A 23,039-nucleotide genomic window follows, 5' to 3' on the forward strand; every position below is an offset into this window, starting at 1 on the left:
CACGAGCCCATGCCCCTCACCCTGATCCGAGCCGGCCGCGTCGAGTACCGCCTCCGTGACCAGGGCTCCGCCGGCCACGAGACGACCCCGGAGGTCGACGACCGCCTCGACGACCTCCGGCTGGTCAAGCAGCCGGTCGAAGCCGCGCCCCCCGCCCGATGAACGGGGACGCCGCCGACTCCCGCGCGAGGGCCCGCGACCCGCACTCCGGCCCCGTGAGCGACGTCGCCTGGAACGCCGACGACCACGCGCGCCGTCGCGGCCGCGTCGAGATCTTCAACGCCACCCGCCCCGACGGTCTCGACGGCTGGACCATGGACCTCGCTCAGTACGAACTCGTCCGCGACCACATCATCGACACCCTCACCGACGCCGGACCAGACGGCATGCTCCTCAAGGACCTCGTGGCCCTCACCCAGGCCCGCTTCGGCCAGCACCCGGCCTTTCCCCGAGGCCGACTGCGGAACTACGCCACCTACACCAAGGTCGACCTCGAAGCCCGAGACCTCGTCGAACGCATCTCGGGCAGCAACCCGCAACGAATCCGGCTCCGCACCTGATCGTGGAACCTCGGCAAGGAGAGGCCACCATCCGTGACATTCCGTGGGCTGGCCCGTGCCTCAGGCGGCTGCCGTACGGGCGCGTCGGTCCGCAGGACGACCAGAGGTGCAGGACCGGTCGGTCTCGCGACCACCACCCGGGCCCTCTGCAGCCCGATGTGCTGCGGCCGCCACGGCAGCAGGGTGATGGGCATGACCACGCCCCAGCTCTCCCCACCCCCGCCGACCGTCACCACAGCCGACGGCACCCACCCCGGAGGCGCGTCCCAACCGGCTCCCCCGCGCACCCGGGTCCGGCGGACCGGGCGCCGGATCGCCCGGCTCGCGGTGGTCGTGGCTGTTCTGCTCGCCGTGTCCGCCGGTGCGAACGCCGTCCTCACGGTGCGCGAAGGCCTCACGCAGCCGTACGGCCACCTGATCACCCTTCCCGGCGGCGGCAAGGTCAACGCGTCGGTCAGCGGCAACGGCGAGGAGACCTTCGTCATCATGCCGGGGTTCGGGTCGGCTTCGCCGGTCCTCGAGTTCGCCCCTCTGGTGGAGGACCTCGACGACCACGCCACGGTCGTCGTGGTCGAGCCTTTCGGGTACGGCTGGAGCGACCGGCAGACCTCGGCGGACCGGACGGTCGAGAACATGGCCACCGAGCTGCACCAGTCGCTAGCGGCCCTGCACGTGCACCAGCCCTACACCTTGGTGGCGCACTCCATCGGCGCGCTCTACGCCCTCGACTACGTCAACCGTTTCCCCGGCGAGGTGCGGGCCGTCGTGACGATCGACGGCAGTCCCCCGATCGACGCCGTCGCAGCGGAGGCGCCACAGAGTCGGTGGCTCCGGCTGTGGACCCTCAGCGGTGTCACGCGTTGGGTGTCGATGGTCGAGCCCACGCTCTTCGTGCGCGCACCGCGGGACACCTACTCCGAGGCTGCTCTGCGGCAGCTGCGGATGCTGGTCCTGCGCAACGACTCCACGCCCGCGCTGGTCGAGGAGAGCCACCGGATGCGCCAGAACGTCCAGGCGACGAAGGGCCTCTCCTTCCCCGCTGAGCTCCCCGTCCTGGCCTTCGTCGCGCAGGAGACCATCGACGTCTCGCCGGAGTGGCTACCGGCCCACCAGGAACAGCTAGACGGGCTGGTGCGCTCGAAGCTCATCGTCATGGACGGCAGCCACTACCTGCACTACGACCACTCCCCCGGGATCGCCGACGCGGTCCGCACCTTCCTCGACTCCCCCGCCCGGACCCGCTAGCTCGGGGTGCCCTCGCGCTCCACCGGGGGTTGCGTCCACCACCGGCTGGCGATCAGCAAGAAGAGGGGCGCGACGACCTACCGGTGCACCGGTCTCTCCGATCGGTAGGACGGCATCGCCCGTGACCCTCGCCGCCCTACCAACCGCGATCCATCCACGAGGCGAGTGCAGGTCGTTCGGTGGCGATGTCGGTGTCTCGACCGTGCCCGGGGTGGACGACCGTGTCGGCGGGTAGGTCAAGGATCCGGCGCACCGAGGTGATGATCGTCGGGAAGTCCGACAGCGGCCATCCGGTCAGCCCGGGGCCGCCGGGAAACAGGGTGTCGCCGGTGAGCACATGACCGGGGAGGGTGAGGCTGATGCTGCCGGGGGTGTGGCCGGGGGTGTGCCGGGCCTGGACGGTGAGGGGCCCGGCGTGAAGGCTGTCCCCGTCCTGGAGGTGGTGGTCGGGGCGGCCGTGCCAGAGCAACTGCCCTTGGTCGGGTTGCAGGCTGTGGCCGGCCCTGCGGAGCGCGGCGGTGGCGGTGCCGGCGTCGAAGTGACCACAGCGCTGCAGAGTGTCGAGCTCGTGGACCCACACGGGTTGCTCGGCCGGGTGCGCGTAGACCGGCGCGCCGGTGGCGTCGGCCAGTTCGGGTAGTGCCAAGACGTGGTCGAAGTGGGTGTGGGTCACCACGATCGCGGCGATGGTGAGGTCGCTGACGGCGTCGAGCAGTCGATCGGGTTCGTCGCCGGGGTCGACGAGCAGGGATGTGCGGAAGCCGACCGGGTGAATTGCCCAGCAGTTGGTAGCCAGCGGTCCGACGACGACGCGTCGGAGCACGAGGCCGTGCGCGTCGTCGACCAGCTCCAAATCGGCTGCGGACGGGTCGGGGGCTAGGTCAGCGGGCGGCATCGCGAAGGAGGTCGATGTAGGCGGACGCGTTGAAGGCGTCAACGATGGGGTAGCCGGCCGCCCAAGGCCCTTCCCAGTGCACGGTGATGCCGGGATTGGCGCAGACGGTGCCGTCGGGCAGCACGAAGGTGGGGCTGGTGGGGATGGCCTCAGTCTGGGCGAGGGTGACGTCGGCCATCAGGTCCGCCCGGTGGCGGCCACTGTCGAGTGCCTGGGTGAGCCGGCCGGTGTCGAGCGGGGCCCCGCCGGCGGCGACTTCTTCGGCGACTTCGAGGACGACGGCGCGGTGGGCGATGGAACGGGCGCCGGTCCAGAACGCGGCGCGGAGCGCGGCGTCCAGCGCCTCCCCGGCAACCCTGGACTGCGCGCCGGCGGCGAGGACCGCCTCGGCCGCCGTCAGAACGGTGTGGGGGTAGGAGTCGTCGGGGCCGGTCCAGACCCGAAAGCCGGCGGCCGGGCAAATCTGGCCGAGCCCGACCGCCTCGGTGTCGGTGCCGCGTCGGAGGTGAGGACCGTTGAACAGCTCGAGCGGAAAGGCGTGGTGTTCCAGCTGTACGTTGTGCGCCGGGTCGCCTGGCCCTAGCCGTTCCCGGGCGGCGCGCAGCTCATGCAGCGCCACGTGGGTGAACGGGCACAGGAGGTCCGACCAGAGCTGCAGCACCCCCGGGGGAGGGGGCGAGACAGTGGGTTGGTCGGTGTCGGTGGTGGTCATCCGTGCTCCTGGTGTTCGGTGCCGGTCGGGTTGGTGGTGAAGCGGGCGGGCTCGACGAGGACCGCGGTCCGATGCTCGACGGCCATCACCTGGTCGTAGACGTCGAGGTCGTCGTGCCTGCCGCCGGCGGCGGAGTAGACGTCGCGCAGCAGCGAACGCAGGCCGTCCGGATCCAGAGGGGGCAAGGGGTCGTCCGGACCGACGAGCTGGGCGGGCCCAGCGACCGACACCCACTCCCAGCCGGCGCGGAAGACCAGGGTCGCGAAAGGGTCGCGGCGCAGGTTGGTCAGCTTCGCCGTGTGGCCGCGAGCGACGAAGGCAACGACTGACTGCCCGGTCAGGGGGTGCGGCAGGATCCCGGCGTTGACCACTGACGGGGCCGGTGAGCCATCGGCGCGGCGGGTGATGAGCACCGCGAGCCACCGATCGGCGCTGCCGTGCCGGCGGACCAGGGCAAGACCCTGCTCCCGGGACGGACGGCTGCTCACGCCGTGGTGGTTGCGGTCACGTAGGCCTGCTGCTCGTCCGCGGAGGGCTGCGGCGAGGCGGTCAGCGCCTTTCGGCCAGCGACCAGCTGCTGGGTGGTCTCGGCGACCCGGCGTCCGAGGTGCGCGGCCGTCTCGAGGTCGGCTGCCGGCGGTGCCTGGTCGGAGCCGGCGTCGCCGTGAGACTGGGCCATCGCTCCGGTGAACCCGCCGAGCCGGTTGAGGTCGTCGGGGCTGGCGGTGGTGGTGTTCCATCCGCCGTAGGCGCCGAGGCTGACCCAGTGCATGCCGTGCTGAGCGGCCAGCACGAACATCTCCAGCAGGGTGTTCTCCTTGTTGCCGTTGATGTTCTGGCTGTTGGTGAACCCGGCCGCCACCTTGCCCTGCCACCGCAGTCCGTCGCCCCACGCCTTGGACGTGGCCTCGGCGAAGGTCTTGAAGACCGCGGAGGCGGCGCCCATGTAGGTGGGGGCGCCGAAGATGATCGCGTCGGCCTGGTCGAGGGCGGCGATCAGCTCGTCGTCGGGCTCATCGACGGGCAGCAGCTCGACCTGGGTGCCGGTCAGGCTGCGAGCGCCTTCGGCGACCGCGTGCGCCTGACGCGCGGTGTGGCCGAAGCCGGAGTGGTAGGCAACAATGACCCGGACAGGGTGAGACATCTCAGTGCTCCTCTACATCGTGATGTGTGCTTATGCACATAAAATAGATGCGTGCGTACGCACATGTCAACCGGGTGGATGAGGCGAATGACAACCGAGAACCGCGACCACAGGGACCAGGTAGGCCTGACGGTCTGGTCGCTGCTGCTCCGGACCCATGCGGCGCTCGTCCCCCAACTCAACCGCGACCTCGAGCGTCAGGGCCACTTGCCGCTGGCCTGGTACGACGTTCTCCTCGAGCTCAACGCCGCCCCCGAGCGGCGGCTGCGGATGCAGGACCTCGGCGCACGGGTGGTGCTGTCCCGCTCACGCGCCAGCCGCGTGGTCGATGAGCTGACCGCAGCTGGGCTCGCCTGCCGCGAGCCTGATTCCGCCGATCGGCGCGGATCCTTCGCAGCCCTCACCGACGCTGGACGCCAAGCCCTGCGGGCTGCGGCACCCGTCTACCTCGCCGGCATCGCAGACCGGTTCAGCGCCCACCTCACTGACCAGGAGCTCACCGCGCTCCGCGAAGGACTCAACCGGGTCTTGGCGGTCGCCCAGAGCGAGCAGACCACCGGCGCGACGGGAGACCGACGCCGAACAGACTCTTGACCTGAGGTGTCTCGAAGCACCGCGACTCCCTCACTCCAACCTCTGCCGGCTACCAGATCAGATCTGCCGTCCCTCTGGCCCTCCCGACTTCGGCCCGGTCAGACGGGGACTGTCGCAGAAGCGGCGTCAGTGGCTCTACCGGCCGAACGGGCAGGAGGAGCCGCACATGACCGACCAGTGATGCGCGTGAGCCCAGCGGAACCGGCTGGAGCCGGACACGCTGACGAGCGAGACCTGAGCCCAGCCGAGCTGGCCAGTCGGAGAGCTGGAGGATGGCTGCGCCGAGCAGCGGGCCGACGATCGCTCGACCAGGCTCCCCGAGGTCTACCGCGCGATGGACGAGCGCCGCGCTATCAAAGCCCTGCTGCGTCCGTGACCTCTGCTTCAGGGAGCGGATTGTCGGCACCAATCAGGCGTCCGCCCGTGGTGGCGTTGTCCGGAAGTCTCGGTTCTCGTAATCTTGTCGGTCTCCTCGGTCAAGGACCTCGTGCGGTAGCGCCACCGCGACTTCCTGCTGACCTCGGGCCGGATCGAACCCTCGCGCGATCGCGCGGCCAATCATCTCGGCTGTCCGCCCGGCCCGGCCCGCTTCAGGCGGGCTTGTCTCCACCGCCGGCGGCAGCTCCGAGCGCGCTGAGAGTTCCGCAGCGCGATCCTCTGGCCGGCAACTCGATTGGTCCGCCCACGCACCCCTCGACCCCGGGCTACAACTTCCGCAGGCCGTCCAGTGACTTCTTCGAGTGGCCGGCCGCCAGCATCGCGCCAACCGCGTAGTTCCGATCCACCAGCTGGTCCAGCTCCTGAAGGATCCGCCTGACGTCGCGCTTGCCCCACGCGTCGAACCGGCCATTGTTGCCGGCAAAGTCGAGATCCTTTAGCAGCTCGGACACAGGCTTCTGGGGCCCTGCCAAGGGCTGTCGGGTCATGATGTCGACGGCTCCGACGGCAGCAGCCCACCCGTCCAGCCAGTCGTCGTTGGGCCAGGCAACGTAGACGAGCGGGCGGCGGTGGCCGAACTTGACGAGTCCCTCCAGCCCGATGCAGTAGGCGAGCAGCGGCCCGGGACCGAGAGGGGCGGCGGTTTTCACCGACGTCGACGGACGGCCGCTGGCGAAGGCTTCGAGAGGGTCGCTGTGGTCTCTCGCCAGCGGCGCCACCAGTCCAGCTCGGCGCCCCGTCGACTGTTCGAGGCCCTTCGTCCAACGGATCGCGGCAAGGGTGCGCTCGTCCAGCGGTACGTCGGCACGAATGAAGGCGACCTGCGACTCAGCAGCCGCGGTGTCGCCACGGTAGCCGACCCGCGACCGACCAGTGCGAGTTGAATTTGGTCGACTTTGCAGGTGCGGGGCTTAGTCGTCGTTGCAGTCGGGGGACGGCGTGGCGAACGCTGCGGGCGCGCGGCGCGCGGGGGACCGCGGCGTCGTCCAATTGTAGGTTCTCGGTTGATCTGTCGTCAGCTAGGTGCCTGTAGCTAGGGGAGCGACAGAATGAGCGGCTCCTGGTTTTCTCGCAATCTTGACGATTTCCTCCGGCTTTCGTGATCGAGAGGGCGGCTCGAACGTTCGCGGGCAGCGAGGAGCGCGCCGATCAAGGTGGTAGCACCAGCGATTGCCGCCGCGTGTGGTGCAACGCTTGCCTGCATGGTCCGTCCGACCACCGATCGTGGGACAGTCCTCCTGGTCAGGAAGTGCATCTGCTCTGTTCCTTGGAGACTGGGCTTCACACGTTCGAGGGCGGGAGTTCATCGTGTCGGTGCAGGATGACGATTCGATCGTGGGCTCGGCGCCCAGCGGCACCGAACGCGCAGTCTTCGGGCTGGAGACCTCCGAGGCGATCCGTGCGTTCCTTGACGACTACTCCCGCCAGCAGCTGGGGAGCGGGATCATCCGCGTCCGTTTCCGGGCTGGACGGATCGACGCTGTTTGGGGGGTCAAGCTCGCCGACGGCCGCACAGTGGTGATCAAGACCCACCGCCGGCCGGCTGATGTGCAAGCCCTGCGCACGACCGCGGAGGCGAAGCGGGTGCTCGTCGCCGCACACTTCCCGTGTCCGACTCCGCTGTCGGGCCCGGATGAGTTCGACGGGCACGTCCTCACAGTCGAGACGCTGATCGTCGGCGCTGTTCCCGATGGTCGCGACGCAGCCGTTCGGCGCTTGCTCGCCGAGGGGCTGGCGCGGCACATAGAACTGTTGCGCCCCCGGCCGGACCTGGTCGAACAGGCCGGACCTGGGCCGTCATGGTGCCACTACCAGGCGGGGCCGTGGCCCGTTCCCCACGACACCCTCGTCGACTTCAGCACTACCACTGCGGGTTATGAGTGGCTCGACGACTTCGGCCGCCGCGCCGCCGACCAGATCCTTGCTCACCGAGACAGCGCCCCGGTCGTGGTCGGCCACGCCGACTGGTACGCCGGGAACACCGTCGTGGCTGACGGAGCGCTGGTCGGAACCTACGACTGGGAGCTGGTCGCCGACACCGAGGCCGTCATCGCCGGCTTTGCCGCCGCCTGCCACGCTCAGAGGCAGACAAGCGCCGGAAGCCTCTCGGCCCCAGAAGACGTCGCCGACTTTATGCGTGACTACGACGCCGCCCGGGCTCAACCGCTGTCCGTGGCCGAGCAAGCCACCGCGGCCGGGGCCGCCGCCTGGATCTGTGCCTTCAACGCTCGGTGGCAGGTCGCGTTGCTCGCCCACAATCTCAGCGACGGCTACGCGCACGTCATTCAGGTCCAGCAACGCCAGGACGACTACCTCACCCTGCACTGGTAGCAGTCCTGCTCAGCCTGGCCGCTTCTCGTAGCCGGTCAGCAGAATGGCCGTGGCCGTTCACATCAACCGCGGCTAGCTGCTTCCGCTGCCATTGCAAATCGGGGAAGACCGGTCTGGCGACCCGCTCAACCAGCGTGCGTCAACTTCGGCCGGCGCTCTCGTGACCTTTTGCTCGCCGTCTTCAAGGAAGCGGAACCCAGCGTCGTCTGCTTCTGGCCACCACCCGAGTGTTGAAGTACGACAAGAAACCAGGACAGACGACCGCGTGAGGGCAAGAAAGCGGGACAACGACAAGATGCTCCGGATCCCACAGCGTCCAATCCGTTCGCCCAGGGAGAACAGCAGGAAGAAAGCCGGCGACGTCAGCCTTGAGTCGATGTCGCTCAAGTGCGAGCGACCTCAACTTGGAGGTCCCGACCCATGTCGACCACCCGCCTTCCCGTCCTCTTCCTGACCGACCTCGTCGTCCTGCCCGGCATGGTGGTGCCGATCGAGCTCGACGACGCGGCGCAGGCCACCGTCGACGCCGCCCGGGCGCACAGCGACGACCAGCTGCTCGTTGCCCCGCGCCTCGGCGACCGGTACGCCTCCTACGGCGTCGTCGCCTCGATCGTCCAGATCGGCCGGCTGCAGAACGGCGACCCGGCCGCGGTGATCAAGGCTGACCGGCGGGTTCGGATCGGCTCCGGCGTGTCCGGGCCCGGCACCGCGCTCTGGGTCGAGGCCGAGGAGCTCGACCCGACGATGGAGACGCCCGAGATCCGCGAGCTCGCCGCGGAGTACAGGCAGCTGGTGGTGGCCACCCTGCAGCGGCGTGACGCCTGGCAGGTCATCGACCAGGTCAACAAGGTGACGGACCCGTCCGCCCTGGCCGACCTGGCCGGCTACGCCTCCTGGCTGACCGACGAGCAGAAGCGTGAGCTGCTCGAGAACCCCTACGTGTCCGACCGGCTTCGGCTGCTCGTGACGTGGGCCAAGGACCATCTCGCGGAGACCGAGGTGAACGACAAGATCGCCGAGGACGTCCGCGAGGGCATGGAGAAGAACCAGCGGGAGTTCCTGCTGCGCCAACAGCTCGCGGCCATCCGCAAGGAACTGGGTGAGGGCGAGCCCGAGGGCGCGCAGGACTACCGCACCCGGGTCGAGGAGGCCGACCTGCCCGAGGACGTCCGCAAGGCCGCCATGCGTGAGGTCGCCAAGCTCGAGCGGGCGAGCGACCAGAGCCCCGAGTCCGGCTACCTGCGCACCTGGCTGGACACCGTGCTCGAGCTTCCGTGGGGCGTCCGCACCACCGACACCACCGATGTGGTCGCGGCCCGCGAGGTGCTCGACGCCGACCACCACGGCCTCGACGACGTCAAGGACCGGATCGTGGAGTACCTGGCCATCCGCTCGCGGCGGGCCTCACGCCACCTCGAGGTCGTCGGCGGTCGCGGTTCGGGCGCCGTGATGGCGCTGGTCGGCCCGCCCGGGGTGGGCAAGACCTCCCTCGGAGAGTCGGTCGCGCGCGCCCTGGGCCGCACGTTCGTCCGGGTCTCGCTGGGTGGCGTCCGCGACGAGGCCGAGATCCGCGGCCACCGGCGGACGTACGTGGGCGCGCTGCCCGGTCGCATCGTCCGGGCCATCAGCGAGGCCGGTTCGATGAACCCGGTCGTGCTGCTGGACGAGATCGACAAGGTCGGCGCCGACTACCGCGGCGACCCCGCGGCGGCGCTGCTCGAGGTCCTCGACCCGGCACAGAACCACACCTTCCGCGACCACTACCTCGAGGTCGACCTCGACCTGTCCGACGTGGTCTTCCTGGCCACGGCGAACGTCATCGAGACCATCCCGCAGGCGCTCCTGGACCGGATGGAGCTGGTGCAGCTCGACGGGTACACCGAGGACGACAAGATCGCCATCGCGCGTCAGTACCTCCTGCCTCGGCAGCTCGGCCTCGCCGCGCTGACCGGGGAGGAGGTGAGCGTCAGCGAGGGCGCGCTACGCGAGATCGCGGCCGACTACACCCGCGAGCCCGGCGTCCGACAGCTCGAGCGGCTGCTGGCCAAGGCTCTGCGCAAGGCGGCCACCCGGCTGGCGCGGGCCGAGGAGGGCGAGCAGCACCTGGCCATCGAGGTCGCCAACCTGCGCGACTTCCTCGGTCGGCCGCGGTTCACCCCCGAGGCGCACGAGCGCACGTCCGTGCCGGGTGTCGCCACGGGCCTCGCCGTCACCGGGCTGGGCGGCGACGTCTTGTTCATCGAGGCGGCGTCGGTCGACCCCTCGACCGGCCCGGGCCCTTCGACAGGCTCAGGGAACGGGGCGACGCTGACCCTGACCGGTCAGCTCGGCGACGTGATGAAGGAGTCGGCGCAGATCGCGCTGTCCTACGTCCGGGCGCACGCAGCACAGCTGGGCATTACCGATGCGTCGGTCCTCTACCGGCCCATCCACATCCACGTCCCGGCCGGCGCAGTGCCCAAGGACGGCCCGTCCGCAGGCGTCACCATGGTGACGGCGCTGACCTCGATGGCGCTCGGACGTCCGGTCCGCTCGGACGTGGCCATGACCGGCGAGGTGAGCCTGAACGGTCGGGTGATGCCGATCGGCGGGGCCAAGCAGAAGCTGCTGGCCGCTCAGCGCGCGGGCCTGACCACCGTGTTCCTGCCGCTGCGCAACGAGCCCGACCTCGACGACGTCCCGGCCGACGTGCTGGAGTCGATCGACGTCCGGCTGATGAGCGATGTGGCCGTCCTGGTGGCCGAGGCCATCGAGCCGGCCGCTGCCGGAGCGCGCGCTGCAGCCTGAGGCGTCCACGTGCCGGTCACCCTCCTCGAGGGTGACCGGCACGTCGTCATTCCCAGCCCGCGATGTTGGCCTCAGCCGAGGCGTCGCGTCGCGACTTCACCAGGCTGGCCACCGTCGTCACCGCCAGGGTGGCCACGATGACCGTCAGCGACAGCCAGATCGGGATCTCGCCGCCGAACGGGGCCCAGTCGGCCAGGTGGTACTCGTGCAGCGCGTGCAGCACGAGCTTCACCCCGATGAAGGCGAGGATGATCGACAGGCCGAGCGAGAGGTAGACCAGCCGCTTGAGCAGCCCGCCGATCAGGAAGTAGAGCTGGCGCAGCCCCATCAGCGCGAACACGTTCGCGGTGAAGACGAGGTACGGCTCCTGGGTCAGCCCGTAGATCGCCGGGATCGAGTCGAGCGCGAACAGCAGGTCGGTGCTGCCGAGCGCGACGATGACGAAGAACATCGGGGTGATCAGCCGGCGGCCCTGCTCGCGCACCGTCAGCTTCGTGCCGCGGAAGTCGCTGGTGGAGGGGAACCGACGCCGGACCACCCGCATCAGGGCGTTGTCCGGGGAGTCCTCGTCGTGCTCGTCGTCACTGTGTGAGCGGTAGTCGAGGAACAGCTTGACCGCGGTGTAGACCAGGAACGCGCCGAAGATGAAGAACACCCACGCGAAGCGGTCGATGGCGGCGGCGCCGACGGCGATGAAGACCCCGCGGAAGACCAGGGCCAGCAGGATGCCGACGAGGAGCGCGAACTGCTGCAGCTCACGCGGCACCTTCAGCTTGGCCATGATGATGATGAAGATGAAGAGGTTGTCGACGCTCAGGCTGTACTCGGTGATCCAGCCGGCGAAGAACTCACCGGCGTAGCGCGGCCCCGAGACGAACCAGACTCCGAGGCCGAAGAGGACGGCCAGCCCGACGAAGAGGGCGATGGCCGTCGACGCCTCTTTGGTCGACGGCTCGTGCGGCCGGCGGCCGATCACGAAGACGTCGACCGTGAGGATGGCGACCATCACGACGACGGTGATGATCCAGGCGTACAGGTGAACAGCCATCAGGGAGAACCTTCCGAGACGAGTCGGGCGACATCGAAGTCTCGGAGGTCTCTTCCGCCAGGATCCTGGCCGAGGCACCGGGCTGAGCGGGAGGAACGATGCCCCTGCCGACACTCAGCCGTGATGACGATGCTGCCGCGAGGGAATACTCCCCTCCGCCATCAGTATGGCAGGGCCGGTCTCGAAACTCGATTCCTCGTGCGATCGACGCCGTGACGTCAGGCCTCGCGACTCACGTCCTCCTTAGCCGCGAGCCGGGACGACTCCTGGTTGAGCTGCTCGGCGATCGTGGTCAGGGTCTCGGCCAGCCGCCCCATCTCCGACGGTGGGACGACGTCACGCAGGGCCGCGGCCAACCAGTCCCCGCTCCGACGGACGACATCAAGCCCCTGCTCGGTCAGCCGGACGAGGGTCCGGCGTCGGTCGGTCGGATGGGGGTACCGTTCGGCGATCCCCTGCCGCTCGAGCCGGTCGACCAGGGCCGTCGAGGCGCCGCTGCTCAGCCCGAGGTCGACGGCCAGCTCGTGCTGGCCGCGGTCACCGTAGGTGATCAGGGAGCTGATGGCCTGGGTCTCGGTGATGCCGAGTCCGGTCTGCTCGGCGACGGTCTGCCGGTACCGCTCACCGGCCAGGATGAGGGAACGCAGGCTACGAATGGCCGTCTGGTCGATTTCTGCCATCGTCGGTCCTCACGATCGGTTGAAGCTTACGTAGTTCGATGACAAGATTACTTGACCATGAGCTCATCGCGGTGACAGAATCCCCGCCAGACGCCTCGGTGCCGAGTCGTCTCGGCCACGCGAAGACTCGCAGGTCACTGGGCGAGCCGCCCGTCCACTTGCTTCAGCAGCGCAGGTGAGGTCTGGACGGGCGCTCACCCTCGGGGAACGTTGCACGTTCAGCACCACACCACGAGGGCGAGACCAGATGACTGTGACGACCACCCGGGTGGCCACCGTACGGATCTTTGTCGTGGACGACCACGTGCTGGTGCACCAGGCAATCGGGTCGCTGCTCACGACCTCCTCCACCGTGGAGCTGGTCGGGGGCGCCACCCGCGCCGGCGACGCGCTCGACCGACTGGCCGAGGCTGAACCCCACGTCGCCCTGCTCGACATCACCCTGCCCGACGGCGACGGGGTGAGCCTCGCCCGTCGGATCCGCGAGGAGCACCCCGACGTTTCCTGCCTGATGTTCACCTGGCACGGGGACCGTGAGGCCCTGCTGGCCGCCGCCCTGGCGGGCGCCTGCGGCTACGTCATCAAGCAGCTGGACTCGACCGGCATCGTCCAGGCCGCCGTCGAGGCAGCCCGAGGGTCGCTCCGGCTCGATCCGGTCGCGGTGACGGCGCTCGTGGACCGTTGTCACGCCGCGGCCCGGGATTCCGGCGAGGGTCGCAGGACGAGAGGGCCACGGCTCAGTGCACGAGAGCTGGCCATCTTCGACGACGCCGTCGCCGGCCTCACCGACAGCGAGATCGGGGCCAGGCACGGCATGTCCGCCGACACCGTCAACCGCTTCGTCTCGCTGATCTTCACCAAGTTCAGCCTCTGGAGCCGGGTCGCCGGCGGCCGGTGAGACCGAGCAGCCGCCTGCTCCTCAGCGGCTCGCCTCGACCATCTGACGCAGCTCCTTCTTGAGGTCGGAGATCTCGTCGCGCAACCGGGCAGCCACCTCGAACTGGAGGTCAGCTGCGGCGCCGTGCATCTGGGTGGTCAGCTCCTGAACCAGGTCGGCGAGCTCACCGGCGGGCATCCCGCCGAGCCGGTGCGCATGGCCGTCCTTGAGGCCGAGCGCGGGCACCGGCGACTTCTTCCGCCCGTTGCCGCGGCCGCTCAGCAGCTCTTCGGTGTCGGCGTCCTCGCGGGCCAGCATGTCGGTGATGTCGGCGATCTTCTTCCGCAGCGGCTGCGGGTCGACGCCGTGCTCGAGGTTGTAGGCGATCTGCTTGTCCCGGCGGCGGTTGGTCTCGTCGATCGCGGCCGCCATCGAGTCGGTGATCGAGTCGGCGTACATGTGCACCTGGCCCGACACGTTCCGGGCGGCACGGCCGATCGTCTGGATCAGGCTCTTCGAGCTACGGAGAAAGCCCTCCTTGTCGGCGTCCAGGATCGCCACCAGCGACACCTCAGGCAGGTCGAGGCCTTCCCGTAGCAGGTTGATGCCGACGAGGACGTCGTACTCGCCCATCCGGAGCTCACGCAGCAGGGTGATTCGTTGCAGCGTGTCGACCTCGGAGTGCAGGTACCGCGTGCGGATCCCGTTCTCGAGCAGGTAGTCGGTCAGGTCCTCGGACATCTTCTTGGTCAGCGTGGTGACCAGCACCCGCTCGTTGCGCTCGACGCGCAGCCGGATCTCACCCATCAGGTCATCGATCTGACCCTGGGTGGGCTTGACGATGACCTCCGGGTCGATCAGACCGGTGGGGCGGATGATCTGCTCGACGAAGCCGTCGGACTTGGCCAGCTCGTAGTTGCCGGGCGTGGCCGACAGGTAGACCGTCTGACCGATCCGCTCGACGAACTCCTCGAAGCGCAGCGGCCGGTTGTCCATCGCGCTCGGCAGCCGGAAACCGTGGTCGACCAGGGTGCGCTTGCGCGACATGTCGCCCTCGTACATGCCGCCGATCTGCGGGATCGTCACATGCGACTCGTCCACCACGAGCAGGAAGTCCTCGGGGAAGTAGTCCAGGAGGCAGTACGGGGCCGTGCCCCGGCCCCGGCCGTCGATGTGGCTCGAGTAGTTCTCGATCCCCGAGCAGGTGCCGATCTGGCGCATCATCTCGATGTCGTAGCTGGTGCGCATCCGCAGCCGCTGGGCCTCGAGCAGCTTGTGCTGGGACTCCAGCTCGGCCAGCCGCTCCCCCAGCTCGGCCTCGATCCGCCCGATGGCCCGTTCCATCCGCTCCGGCCCGGCCACGTAGTGGCTGGCCGGGAACAGGTAGACGTGCTGGTCGTTGGTCACGACCTCGCCGGTGAGCGGGTGCAGCGTGCTGAGCTTCTCGATCTCGTCGCCGAAGAACTCGATCCGGACGGCCAGCTCCTCATACATCGGGAACACCTCGAGAGTGTCGCCCCGGACACGGAAGGTGCCGCGGGTGCCGGCGAGGTCGTTGCGCGCGTACTGGATGCCGACGAGCTGGCGGAGCAGCGCATCGCGCTCGATCTCCTGGCCGACCGTGAGCGCGACCATGCGGTCCACGTACTCCTGGGGGGTGCCCAGGCCGTAGATGGCCGACACCGTCGCGACCACGACGACGTCCCTCCTGGTCAGCAGCGAGTTGGTGGCCGAGTGCCGGAGCCGCTCGACCTCCTCGTTGAGCGAGGAGTCCTTCTCGATGTAGGTGTCGGACTGGGGGACGTAGGCCTCGGGCTGGTAGTAGTCGTAGTAGGAGACGAAGTACTCCACGGCGTTCTTGGGGAAGAAGTGCCGCAGCTCGTTGGCGAACTGCGCGGCCAGGGTCTTGTTCGGCTGCATGACCAGGATCGGCCGCTGCACCCGCTCGGCCAGCCAGGCCATGGTGGCCGTCTTCCCCGTACCGGTGGCGCCCAGCAGCACGACGTCCTGCTCACCGCTGGCGATCCGCCGCTCGAGATCGGCGATCGCCGCCGGCTGGTCACCGGACGGGGAGAAGTCGCTCTCCACGTGGAAGGGGGCGACGGTGCGCTGGAGGTCTTCGATCGGACGCATGCGCTCAGCCTAGGTGCGGCCACTGACAGAAATGACGCGACGACATCCGAGGTCCCCGACGGGGCCCGGTCAGCCGGTGGCCTGGGTCTTGAGCACCGACTCGACCATCGCGCCGAAGTCCTTACCCAGCTGGTCGGTGTCGGCGCTGCTGGTGAACTCGGCGGTCGAGAGCGCCGTCAGCCCGTCGGCGGGGCGCACCGAGACCACGCTCACCAACACCACCTGCGACGTGCCCTGGCCGCTGCTCGCGGTGAGCACCGCGCCACAGGTGGAGCCCTTCAGCTTCGAGGTGCCGGTGTCGAAGGACTTGGGGTCGGTGTACTTCGCCCCGGAGGCGTCCTCGGCCACCTGCTTGTGCCACGCCGTGCAGACCTGGCCGGCGTTGGTGTCGGAGTCCAGGACGGTCGTCTGCCCCAGGAAGTTGCTCTCGCCGTCGGAGAGCTCCGCCAGGCTCTTCGTGCTCTTGACCACCTTCCAGCCCTTGGCCGGCACGACCGAGACACCGTTGCCGATGTCGATGCTCGAGCCACTCGGCTGGCTGCTCGAGGTCGAGCTGGCGCTGGGCTCGCTCGAGGCCTTCGTCGACGGGGAGGTCTTGGACGAGGGGTCGGTGGTGGGTGCCGTCGAAGGGTCGTCCGGCGGCACGCTGGGCGGGTTGGCGGTGATGGTGGAACCGGCCTGGTCGTCGTTCTTCCCGCCGAACACCAGGAACAGGGCGCCGACCAGGACCAGCAGGACGACGGCCCCGCCCACGATGCCGAGGATGAGGGCCGAGCTCTTCTTCCTGGGTCCTGACCCCGGCGGACGACCGCCCGGCTGCTGCTGGCCGTACCCCGTCGGGGCATAGCCCTGAGGGGGGCCGTAGCCACCCTGCTGCGGGTAGCCCTGCTGCGGCACATAGCCCTGCTGCGGGTACCCACCCTGAGGCTGACCCTGCGGCGGGTAGCCCTGCTGCGGGTACCCACCCTGGGGCTGACCCTGCTGCGGCGGATAGCCCTGCTGCGGGTAGCCCTGCTGGGGGTGGGGCGGCTGGTTGCCCTGCGGCTGCTGGGGTGGCTGGGTCACGACCGGCCCTCCTCGTCGTCGTAGAACTGGTCGCGCGCCTGGTGCTCGGCCGCCACGTCCGCTCCCGGCGGACTCGTGTCCTCGGGGGGCGTGGCGGGCGCGGCGACCCCCGCCGCCATCGCGGGCGCCGGCTTCGCCGCGCGCGGCTGGTGCGACTTGGGCTGGACCCGGACCGCCGTGCCGCAGGCCGTGCAGAACGCTGCGTGGTCCTGCAGCGGCATCTCGCAGCGGGCGCAGAACTGCAGGTCGCCGTCCTCCCCGATCCCCTGCTCGCGCGCCGAACGCTCCAGCGCCGCCTCCATCAGGCCGACGTGCAGGACGTTGCGGACCCGCAGGATGAGCACGCCCAGGATGACCAGGCCCCAGAGCGCGCTGAGCACGACCGCCAGGGTCGGGTTGCCCACGAAGGAGAAGAGGTACGTGCCCGCCTGGTAGGCGACGTTGGCCAGCACGGCTTCGGCGATGCCCCGGAAGTAGCGCGGCGTGAAGCCGTCGTAGCCACGCCCCAGGCCGGAGAACTCCGCGCACGCGATCCCGGTGGCGGTGCCCATGATCAACGGCTTGACGAAGCCCTCGAGGAAGATCAGCGAGGCCCACAGGCCTGCGTCCGGGTTCTGCAGGCCGCCCGTGAGCAGGTCCCAGTGCCGGACCAGGGTGTCGAAGCAGGAGTAGGCGACCCCGCTGACGACCCCGAAGGTGAGGCCGTCCATCAGGTCGTCGAAGCGCGGCCGTCTGGCCAGCATCACCGGACCGACCTGGCGGATCGCCTCGCCCACCACCGGGACCAGGACCGCGACGAGCAGGAACGTCCCGAGACGCGGGGCCGCGCTGATCGTGCCGTCCAGCCCGGCGGGCGCGAACGGGATCGGACCGCGCAGGAACGTCCACAGCGCGGTGAAGAGCAGGGCCAGCACGCCGGTGAGCAGGAAGGCCAGCGCCGTCACGGGGACGGGTTCGTCCTCCCACAGGTTCACGTCGTAGAGGTAGACGATGTAGACGACCGGGATCGCGAACGCGGCGACCAGGACGGCGATCGGCATCGCTCCGAAGATCGCGGCCACCAGGGCCACGACCAGCGCGATCGTGAGGGCCGCCCGGTAGGTCTGGGGCCGCTGGCCCGCTCCCCGCGGCATGATCGAGGAGATCAGCGCGAACGAGGCCACCGGCTCGTCGGGCTGGACGGCGAACGACTTGCGCCGACCGGCGTCACCGGCCCGGAGGTCCTGGCCGCAGACGTGACAGAAGTGCGCAACCTCGGGCAGCTGGGCCCGGCAGCGTGGGCAGTCCACAGCGACCTCCTCGACGGTGGGCGGGGGTCCCGGCCCGGAGTAGCAGGAGTATGTCAGCCGGCAGTGTCAGGGGTGCCGAGTTCGGACCAGAGACACGCCACCGCATCGGCGAGCTGCTCCGGCGTGCCGTTGTTGTCGACCACGAGGTCGGCCGCCGCCAGCCGCTGGTCGCGGTCGGCCTGCGCCGCCAGCCGGGACCCGGCCTCCGCCGGGGTCAGCCCGTTGCGGGCCACCAACCGCTCCACCTGGGCGGCGGGGTGGAGGTCGACCACCACGACGACGTCGAAGTCGTGCTGCTGCCCCGTCTCGACCAGCAGCGGGATGACGTGCACCACGACCGCGTCCGCTGCCGCCTGCCGCTCGAGCGCGGCGGCGCGCGCGCGGACCAGGGGATGGATGATCTGCTCCAGGTCGCGACGGGCCCCCTGATCGGCGAAGACCAGCGCACCCAGGCGGGTCCGGTCCAGCCGGCCGTCGGGGCCGAGGACCTCGGGGCCGAACCGCTCGACCACGGCGTCGAGTCCGGGCGTCGCGGGCTCGACCACCTCCCGGGCCAGCACGTCCGCGTCGATGACCACCGCACCGCGGGCCGCCAGCTGGGCGGCCACTGCTGTCTTGCCGGACGCGATCCCGCCGGTCAGGCCCACCCTCAGCACGACGCCACACTAGGCCTGGGTTGGTCCGGGCGGGAACGCACGAGCCCCGCCACCCGAGAGGGTGACGGGGCTCGTGAGCCGAACAGAGCCGTTACTGGCCGCCGGTGAGCTTCTCGCGGAGCGCCTGCAGCGCCTCGTCCGAAGCCAGCGAGCCCTCCGGAGCCGCGGAGGGGGCGGCGGTGGCCGTACCCGTCTCGGCCGGAGAGGCGGAACCGGCTGCCGACGACGACGAGGAGTAGCTGGCCGGAGCCGCAGCCGCGACCTCGGAGTTCTCCGCGTCCTCGACCTGCTTCTTGTGCGCCTCCCAGCGGGCGTGGGCCTCGGCGTACTGGGCCTCCCAGGCCGCGCGCTGCTCCTCGTAGCCTTCGAGCCACTCGCCCGTCTCCGGGTCGAAGCCGTCCGGGTAGAGATAGTTGCCCTGGTCGTCGTAGGACGCCGCCATGCCGTACAGCGTGGGGTCGAAGTCCTCGGAGTTGACGTCGACACCCTCGTTCGCCTGCTTCAGCGACAGCGAGATCCGGCGACGCTCGAGGTCGATGTCGATGATCTTGACGAGGACGTCGTCGTTGACCGTGACGACCTGCTCGGGGATCTCGACGTGACGCTCGGCCAGCTCGGAGACGTGCACCAGACCCTCGATGCCCTCCTCCACGCGGACGAACGCACCGAACGGCACCAGCTTGGTGACCTTGCCGGGCACGATCTGCCCGATCTGGTGCGTCCGGGCGAAGGCCTGCCACGGGTCTTCCTGGGTGGCCTTGAGCGACAGCGAGACGCGCTCGCGGTCCATGTCCACGTCGAGGACCTCGACGGTGACCTCCTGGCCCACCTCGACGACCTCGGACGGGTGGTCGATGTGCTTCCAGGACAGCTCGGACACGTGCACCAGGCCGTCGACGCCGCCCAGGTCCACGAAGGCACCGAAGTTGACGATGGAGGACACGACGCCCTTGCGGATCTGGCCCTTCTGCAGCTGCGTGAGGAAGTTCTGACGGACCTCGGACTGCGTCTGCTCGAGCCACGCACGGCGGGACAGGACCACGTTGTTGCGGTTCTTGTCCAGCTCGATGATCTTGGCCTCGAGCTCCATGCCGACGTACGGCTGCAGGTCGCGGACACGGCGCATCTCCACCAGCGACGCGGGCAGGAAGCCGCGCAGGCCGATGTCGATGATCAGGCCGCCCTTGACGACCTCGATGACGTGGCCGGTGACGACACCGTCCTCTTCCTTGATCTTCTCGATCGTGCCCCAGGCGCGCTCGTACTGCGCGCGCTTCTTGGACAGGATCAGGCGACCCTCCTTGTCCTCCTTCTGCTGGACGAGAGCCTCGATCACATCCCCCACGCTGACGACGTCGAACGGGTCGACGTCGTGCTTGATGGAGAGCTCTTTGGAGGGGATGACCCCTTCGGTCTTGTAACCGATGTCCAGCAGGACCTCGTCACGGTCGACCTTGACGACGGTGCCGGTGACGATGTCACCGTCGTTGAAGTACTTGATGGTCGCGTCGATGGCCGCGAGAAATGCCTCAGGCGAGTCGAAGTCGTCGAACGCAACCTGCGGGGGTGCCTCTAGGGAGGACGTCATGTAGTAGGGCTCCGATATGGATGGTGTGGTTTTCGGTGTGCTGCAGCCGTTTCGCTCCAGGGACGTCCTGCTGCCCACAACTCGCGATCCCCACACCGTTTCGGTGCTCAAAACGCCAAGCCTGCTGCCGACAACGTCACGACCCCTCGAGCGTGACCTACTCTGTCCGAAGTCACGTAGGCCACAGCGACATCTCAGAATAGTTCCCGGCCAAAGCAGGGTCAATTCACGCCCCTGCGACAGGCTCAGGCAACGGGGGCTGCGGTGGCCGTCCTTCGGCAAGCCCGGGTCAGTGGGCCGCGTCGTGCCAGGATCGGCCGACGCCCACCGAGACGTCGAGGGGAACGGTCATCTCGACGGCGTGGCCCATCTTGTCCCGGACCAGCGCCTCCAGCGCGAGCCGCTCCCCCGGTCCGATCTCGAAGACCAGCTCGTCGTGCACCTGCAGCAGCATCCGGCTCCGCATCCCGGCCTCGAGCAGCGCCTGCTCGACGTCGAGCATCGCGACCTTGATGATGTCGGCGGCCGAGCCCTGGATCGGGGCGTTCAGCGCCATCCGCTCGGCCATCTCGCGGCGCTGCCGGTTGTCGCTCATCAGGTCGGGCAGGTAGCGGCGCCGGCCCAGGATGGTCTCGGTGTACTCGGTCTTGCGGGCGTCGGCGACGAGTGAGTGCAGGTAGGTGCGGACCCCGCCGAAGCGCTCGAAGTACTCCTCCATCAGCCCCTTGGCCTCGGAGGTGTCGATGCTCAGCTGCTGGCTCAGTCCGAAGGCGCTCAACCCGTAGGCCAGGCCGTAGTTCATCGCCTTGATCTTGGCCCGCTCGGCCGGGCTCACGGCCGTCGGCTCGACGCCGAACACCCGGGAGGCGGTGACCGTGTGGAAGTCCATTCCCGACCGGAACGCCTCGATCAGGCTGGCGTCCTCGCTGGCGTGCGCCATGATGCGCATCTCGATCTGGGAGTAGTCGGCCGACATGAGGGCCTCGTATCCCTCCCCGACCACGAACGCCTGCCGGATCCGGCGGCCCTCCTCGGTCCGGATCGGGATGTTCTGCAGGTTCGGGTCGGTGCTGGAGAGCCGCCCGGTCGCGGCGATGGTCTGCACGTAGGTGGTGTGGATCCGGCCGTCGTCGGCCACCGACTTGAGCAGGCCTTCGACGGTCTGCTTGAGCCGGATGGCGTCCCGGTGCACCAGCAGGTGCGCCAGGAACGGGTGCTCAGTCTTGGCGTACAGCGCCTGCAGGGCGTCCGCGTCGGTGGTGTAACCGGTCCGGGTCCGGCGCGTCTTGGGCATGCCGAGCTCGTCGAAGAGCACCACCTGCAGCTGCTTGGGCGAGCCGAGGTTGATCTGCTTGCCGAGCACGGCGTACGCGTCGTTGGCCGCCCGGGTCACCGTCGCGCCGAAGTCGGACTCCAGGGCCTCAAGGTGATTCAGGTCGACGGCGACGCCGATCTGCTCCATCCGGGCCAGGGTGCGCAACAGCGGCAGCTCGACCCCGTTCAGCAGGCTACTGCCGTTGCGCTGCTCGATCTCGGCGTCCAGGGCGTCGGCCAGGTCGATCACCGCACTGGCCCGGACCATCGCGGCCTCGGCCGCCAGCCGGGTGCCGGAGTCGTCGTCGCCGAAGTCCAGCGTGTCCTGCTCGGGGTCCAGCGCGTCCGGCACGCCCTCGACCCGGAGCTCGCGCTTGAGGTAGCGCACCGTCAGGTCCGCCAGGTCGAAGGTGCGCTGGTCGGGCCGGGTCAGGTAGGCCGCCAGCTGGGTGTCGGAGGTGAGCCCGTCGAGGTCCCAGCCCCGAGCCCAGAGCGCCAGCAGCGCGCCCTTGGCGTCGTGCATCGCCTTGCTGCGGGTCGGGTCGGCGAGCCAACCGGCCAGCGCGCGGTCGTCCGCGGGCGTCAGGGCAAGCACGTCGACGTAGGCTGCAGCCCCGTCACCCGCGGCCAGGGCGAGCGCGGTGATGTCGCCGGTCCCCGAGCCCCAGTGCCCGATCACGTCCAGCCCCGTCCGGGCGCCGGCCGCGTGCTCGGACAGCCATGCCGTCAGCTGGTCGGCCCCCAGCACCTCCCCCGTCAGCTCGAACCCGCCCTCGGGGACGATCTCGTCCTCGTTCGGCAGCGCCTCCAGCAGCCGGTCTCGAAGCACCCGGAACTCCAGGCCGTCGAACAGCTGGTGGGTGGCCTCGCGGTTCCAGGGCTGGCGGACCATGTCGTCGACGCTGAGCGGCAGCTCGAGGTCGCGGACCAGCGCGTTGATCTGGCGGTTGAGCAGCACGGACTCGGTCCGGGCCTGGAACTCCGTCGCGGCCTTGCCCTTGAGCTCGCCGGCGTGGGCGACCAGCTCCTCCAGGCTGCCGTAGGTCTCCAGCCACTTGGCCGCGGTCTTGGGGCCGACACCCGGCACACCCGGCAGGTTGTCGCTGGTCTCCCCCACCAGGGCCGCCAGGTCGGGGTAGCGGGCCGGCGTGGCGAAGTACTTCTCCTCCACCACGGCCGGAGTCATCCGGGCCAGGTCGGAGACGCCCTTGCGTGGGTAGAGGACCGTGACGTTCTCGGTCACGAGCTGGAAGGCGTCCCGGTCGCCGGTACAGATCAGCACGTCGAAGCCCTGCGCCTCGGCCTGGGTGGCCAGGGTGCCGATCACGTCGTCGGCCTCGAAGCCGGGCTTGTCCACGTAGGGGATGTTGAGGGCCTTGAGCACCTCCTTGACCAGGTCGAGCTGACCCTTGAACTCGTCCGGGGTCGCACTGCGGGTGGCCTTGTACTCGGTGTACAGCTCGGAGCGGAACGTCTGCCGCGACACGTCGAACGCCACTCCGATATGGGTGGGCGCCTCGTCGCGCAGCACGTTGATCAACATCGAGGTGAAGCCGAAGACGCCGTTGGTGTGCTGGCCCGTCTGGGTCGAGAAGTTCTCCACCGGCAGCGCGAAGAAGGCGCGGTAGGCCACCGAGTGACCGTCGATCAGCAGCAGCTTGGGACGTGAGGGCGGCGCTGCGG

At 69.4% G+C, this 23,039-nt stretch carries 20 protein-coding genes; 7 read left to right on the forward strand and 13 right to left on the reverse strand.

What is annotated here, in order from left to right; genetic code table 11:
- Positions 1 to 9: 9 nt before the first annotated feature.
- The 3 genes from ACFE7W_RS01865 to ACFE7W_RS01875 all read left to right on the forward strand — a co-directional run bounded on the left by ACFE7W_RS01865 (position 10) and on the right by ACFE7W_RS01875 (position 1,805).
- Positions 10 to 162, forward strand: a complete 153-nt coding sequence (locus ACFE7W_RS01865; protein WP_375423069.1) for a hypothetical protein — start codon at positions 10 to 12, stop codon at positions 160 to 162.
- 53 nt (positions 163 to 215) lie between these two features.
- Positions 216 to 560, forward strand: coding sequence for a DUF6958 family protein (locus ACFE7W_RS01870; RefSeq protein WP_375423070.1), 345 nt, complete (start codon positions 216 to 218; stop codon positions 558 to 560).
- 192 nt (positions 561 to 752) lie between these two features.
- Positions 753 to 1,805 (forward strand): alpha/beta fold hydrolase, encoded by a 1,053-nt coding sequence (locus ACFE7W_RS01875; protein WP_375423071.1) that lies wholly within the window; start codon positions 753 to 755, stop codon positions 1,803 to 1,805.
- A 136-nt stretch (positions 1,806 to 1,941) separates the two neighbouring features.
- On the opposite strand, the gene ACFE7W_RS01880 is transcribed toward ACFE7W_RS01875, so the two are convergent.
- The 4 genes from ACFE7W_RS01880 to ACFE7W_RS01895 are packed head-to-tail and all read right to left on the reverse strand — an operon-like array spanning position 1,942 to position 4,556.
- Positions 1,942 to 2,700 (reverse strand): MBL fold metallo-hydrolase, encoded by a 759-nt coding sequence (locus ACFE7W_RS01880; RefSeq protein ID WP_375423072.1) that lies wholly within the window; start codon positions 2,698 to 2,700, stop codon positions 1,942 to 1,944.
- Complete coding sequence (locus tag ACFE7W_RS01885; RefSeq protein ID WP_375423073.1) at positions 2,687 to 3,412, reverse strand: DsbA family protein; 726 nt, start codon at positions 3,410 to 3,412, stop codon at positions 2,687 to 2,689. The genes ACFE7W_RS01880 and ACFE7W_RS01885 overlap by 14 nt, the downstream gene beginning before the upstream one ends.
- The gene (locus ACFE7W_RS01890) at positions 3,409 to 3,900 is read right to left on the reverse strand and encodes a pyridoxamine 5'-phosphate oxidase family protein (protein WP_375423074.1); all 492 of its coding nucleotides are present in this window, start codon (positions 3,898 to 3,900) and stop codon (positions 3,409 to 3,411) included. Before ACFE7W_RS01890 ends, ACFE7W_RS01885 begins: the two co-directional genes overlap by 4 nt.
- Positions 3,897 to 4,556, reverse strand: a complete 660-nt coding sequence (locus tag ACFE7W_RS01895) for a flavodoxin family protein (RefSeq protein WP_375423075.1) — start codon at positions 4,554 to 4,556, stop codon at positions 3,897 to 3,899. The genes ACFE7W_RS01890 and ACFE7W_RS01895 overlap by 4 nt, the downstream gene beginning before the upstream one ends.
- A gap of 87 nt (positions 4,557 to 4,643) precedes the next feature.
- Between ACFE7W_RS01895 and ACFE7W_RS01900 the strand changes: the two genes are divergently transcribed.
- On the forward strand, positions 4,644 to 5,150 hold the full coding sequence (locus tag ACFE7W_RS01900; RefSeq protein ID WP_375423076.1) for a MarR family winged helix-turn-helix transcriptional regulator: 507 nt from the start codon (positions 4,644 to 4,646) through the stop codon (positions 5,148 to 5,150).
- A 704-nt stretch (positions 5,151 to 5,854) separates the two neighbouring features.
- Here ACFE7W_RS01900 and ACFE7W_RS01905 read toward each other — a convergent pair.
- The gene (locus ACFE7W_RS01905) at positions 5,855 to 6,307 is read right to left on the reverse strand and encodes a hypothetical protein (protein ID WP_375423077.1); all 453 of its coding nucleotides are present in this window, start codon (positions 6,305 to 6,307) and stop codon (positions 5,855 to 5,857) included.
- 505 nt (positions 6,308 to 6,812) lie between these two features.
- Here ACFE7W_RS01905 and ACFE7W_RS01910 point away from each other — a divergent pair.
- Positions 6,813 to 7,919 carry a hypothetical protein gene (locus tag ACFE7W_RS01910; protein ID WP_375423078.1) on the forward strand — a complete coding sequence of 369 codons (1,107 nt, stop codon included), beginning with the start codon at positions 6,813 to 6,815 and terminating at the stop codon, positions 7,917 to 7,919.
- A gap of 420 nt (positions 7,920 to 8,339) precedes the next feature.
- Positions 8,340 to 10,706, forward strand: coding sequence for an endopeptidase La (gene lon, locus ACFE7W_RS01915; RefSeq protein ID WP_375423079.1), 2,367 nt, complete (start codon positions 8,340 to 8,342; stop codon positions 10,704 to 10,706).
- Positions 10,707 to 10,752: 46 nt separating this feature from the next.
- On the opposite strand, the gene ACFE7W_RS01920 is transcribed toward lon, so the two are convergent.
- Positions 10,753 to 11,754: a TerC family protein gene (locus ACFE7W_RS01920; RefSeq protein ID WP_375423080.1), complete on the reverse strand. Its 1,002-nt coding sequence runs from the start codon at positions 11,752 to 11,754 to the stop codon at positions 10,753 to 10,755.
- A 218-nt stretch (positions 11,755 to 11,972) separates the two neighbouring features.
- Positions 11,973 to 12,434 carry a MarR family winged helix-turn-helix transcriptional regulator gene (locus ACFE7W_RS01925; protein ID WP_375423081.1) on the reverse strand — a complete coding sequence of 154 codons (462 nt, stop codon included), beginning with the start codon at positions 12,432 to 12,434 and terminating at the stop codon, positions 11,973 to 11,975.
- Between the two features lie 247 nt (positions 12,435 to 12,681).
- Between ACFE7W_RS01925 and ACFE7W_RS01930 the strand changes: the two genes are divergently transcribed.
- Complete coding sequence (locus tag ACFE7W_RS01930) at positions 12,682 to 13,332, forward strand: response regulator (protein ID WP_375423082.1); 651 nt, start codon at positions 12,682 to 12,684, stop codon at positions 13,330 to 13,332.
- Between the two features lie 21 nt (positions 13,333 to 13,353).
- Here the strand turns inward: ACFE7W_RS01930 and uvrB are convergent, their stop codons facing one another.
- The 6 genes from uvrB to polA all read right to left on the reverse strand — a co-directional run bounded on the left by uvrB (position 13,354) and on the right by polA (position 23,013).
- Positions 13,354 to 15,444, reverse strand: a complete 2,091-nt coding sequence (gene uvrB / locus ACFE7W_RS01935) for an excinuclease ABC subunit UvrB (RefSeq protein WP_375423083.1) — start codon at positions 15,442 to 15,444, stop codon at positions 13,354 to 13,356.
- Between the two features lie 69 nt (positions 15,445 to 15,513).
- Entirely contained in the window at positions 15,514 to 16,509 is a 996-nt protein-coding gene (locus tag ACFE7W_RS01940; protein WP_375423084.1) for a hypothetical protein, read from the reverse strand.
- On the reverse strand, positions 16,506 to 17,798 hold the full coding sequence (locus ACFE7W_RS01945) for a PrsW family glutamic-type intramembrane protease (RefSeq protein WP_375423085.1): 1,293 nt from the start codon (positions 17,796 to 17,798) through the stop codon (positions 16,506 to 16,508). The genes ACFE7W_RS01940 and ACFE7W_RS01945 overlap by 4 nt, the downstream gene beginning before the upstream one ends.
- Positions 17,799 to 17,851: 53 nt before the next feature.
- Positions 17,852 to 18,454, reverse strand: coding sequence for a dephospho-CoA kinase (coaE, locus tag ACFE7W_RS01950; protein WP_375423086.1), 603 nt, complete (start codon positions 18,452 to 18,454; stop codon positions 17,852 to 17,854).
- A gap of 91 nt (positions 18,455 to 18,545) precedes the next feature.
- Positions 18,546 to 20,042 carry a 30S ribosomal protein S1 gene (gene rpsA, locus ACFE7W_RS01955; protein WP_375423087.1) on the reverse strand — a complete coding sequence of 499 codons (1,497 nt, stop codon included), beginning with the start codon at positions 20,040 to 20,042 and terminating at the stop codon, positions 18,546 to 18,548.
- Positions 20,043 to 20,331: 289 nt separating this feature from the next.
- On the reverse strand, positions 20,332 to 23,013 hold the full coding sequence (gene polA, locus ACFE7W_RS01960; protein WP_375423522.1) for a DNA polymerase I: 2,682 nt from the start codon (positions 23,011 to 23,013) through the stop codon (positions 20,332 to 20,334).
- Positions 23,014 to 23,039 lie beyond the last annotated feature (26 nt).

The sequence above is a fragment of the uncultured Friedmanniella sp. genome (assembly GCF_964244285.1).
Taxonomy (GTDB): domain Bacteria; phylum Actinomycetota; class Actinomycetes; order Propionibacteriales; family Propionibacteriaceae; genus Microlunatus.

What these genes read in the sequence shown, in the direction of transcription:
- ACFE7W_RS01895 (WP_375423075.1), bottom strand. Translation starts at nt 4,556, where the DNA reads ATGTCTCACCCTGTCCGGGTCATTGTTGCCTACCACTCCGGCTTCGGC.
- ACFE7W_RS01875 (WP_375423071.1), top strand. Translation starts at nt 753, where the DNA reads ATGACCACGCCCCAGCTCTCCCCACCCCCGCCGACCGTCACCACAGCC.
- ACFE7W_RS01885 (WP_375423073.1), bottom strand. Translation starts at nt 3,412, where the DNA reads ATGACCACCACCGACACCGACCAACCCACTGTCTCGCCCCCTCCCCCG.
- uvrB (WP_375423083.1), bottom strand. Translation starts at nt 15,444, where the DNA reads ATGCGTCCGATCGAAGACCTCCAGCGCACCGTCGCCCCCTTCCACGTG.
- ACFE7W_RS01930 (WP_375423082.1), top strand. Translation starts at nt 12,682, where the DNA reads ATGACTGTGACGACCACCCGGGTGGCCACCGTACGGATCTTTGTCGTG.
- lon (WP_375423079.1), top strand. Translation starts at nt 8,340, where the DNA reads ATGTCGACCACCCGCCTTCCCGTCCTCTTCCTGACCGACCTCGTCGTC.
- ACFE7W_RS01900 (WP_375423076.1), top strand. Translation starts at nt 4,644, where the DNA reads ATGACAACCGAGAACCGCGACCACAGGGACCAGGTAGGCCTGACGGTC.
- ACFE7W_RS01880 (WP_375423072.1), bottom strand. Translation starts at nt 2,700, where the DNA reads ATGCCGCCCGCTGACCTAGCCCCCGACCCGTCCGCAGCCGATTTGGAG.
- ACFE7W_RS01925 (WP_375423081.1), bottom strand. Translation starts at nt 12,434, where the DNA reads ATGGCAGAAATCGACCAGACGGCCATTCGTAGCCTGCGTTCCCTCATC.
- ACFE7W_RS01920 (WP_375423080.1), bottom strand. Translation starts at nt 11,754, where the DNA reads ATGGCTGTTCACCTGTACGCCTGGATCATCACCGTCGTCGTGATGGTC.
- rpsA (WP_375423087.1), bottom strand. Translation starts at nt 20,042, where the DNA reads ATGACGTCCTCCCTAGAGGCACCCCCGCAGGTTGCGTTCGACGACTTC.
- ACFE7W_RS01865 (WP_375423069.1), top strand. Translation starts at nt 10, where the DNA reads ATGCCCCTCACCCTGATCCGAGCCGGCCGCGTCGAGTACCGCCTCCGT.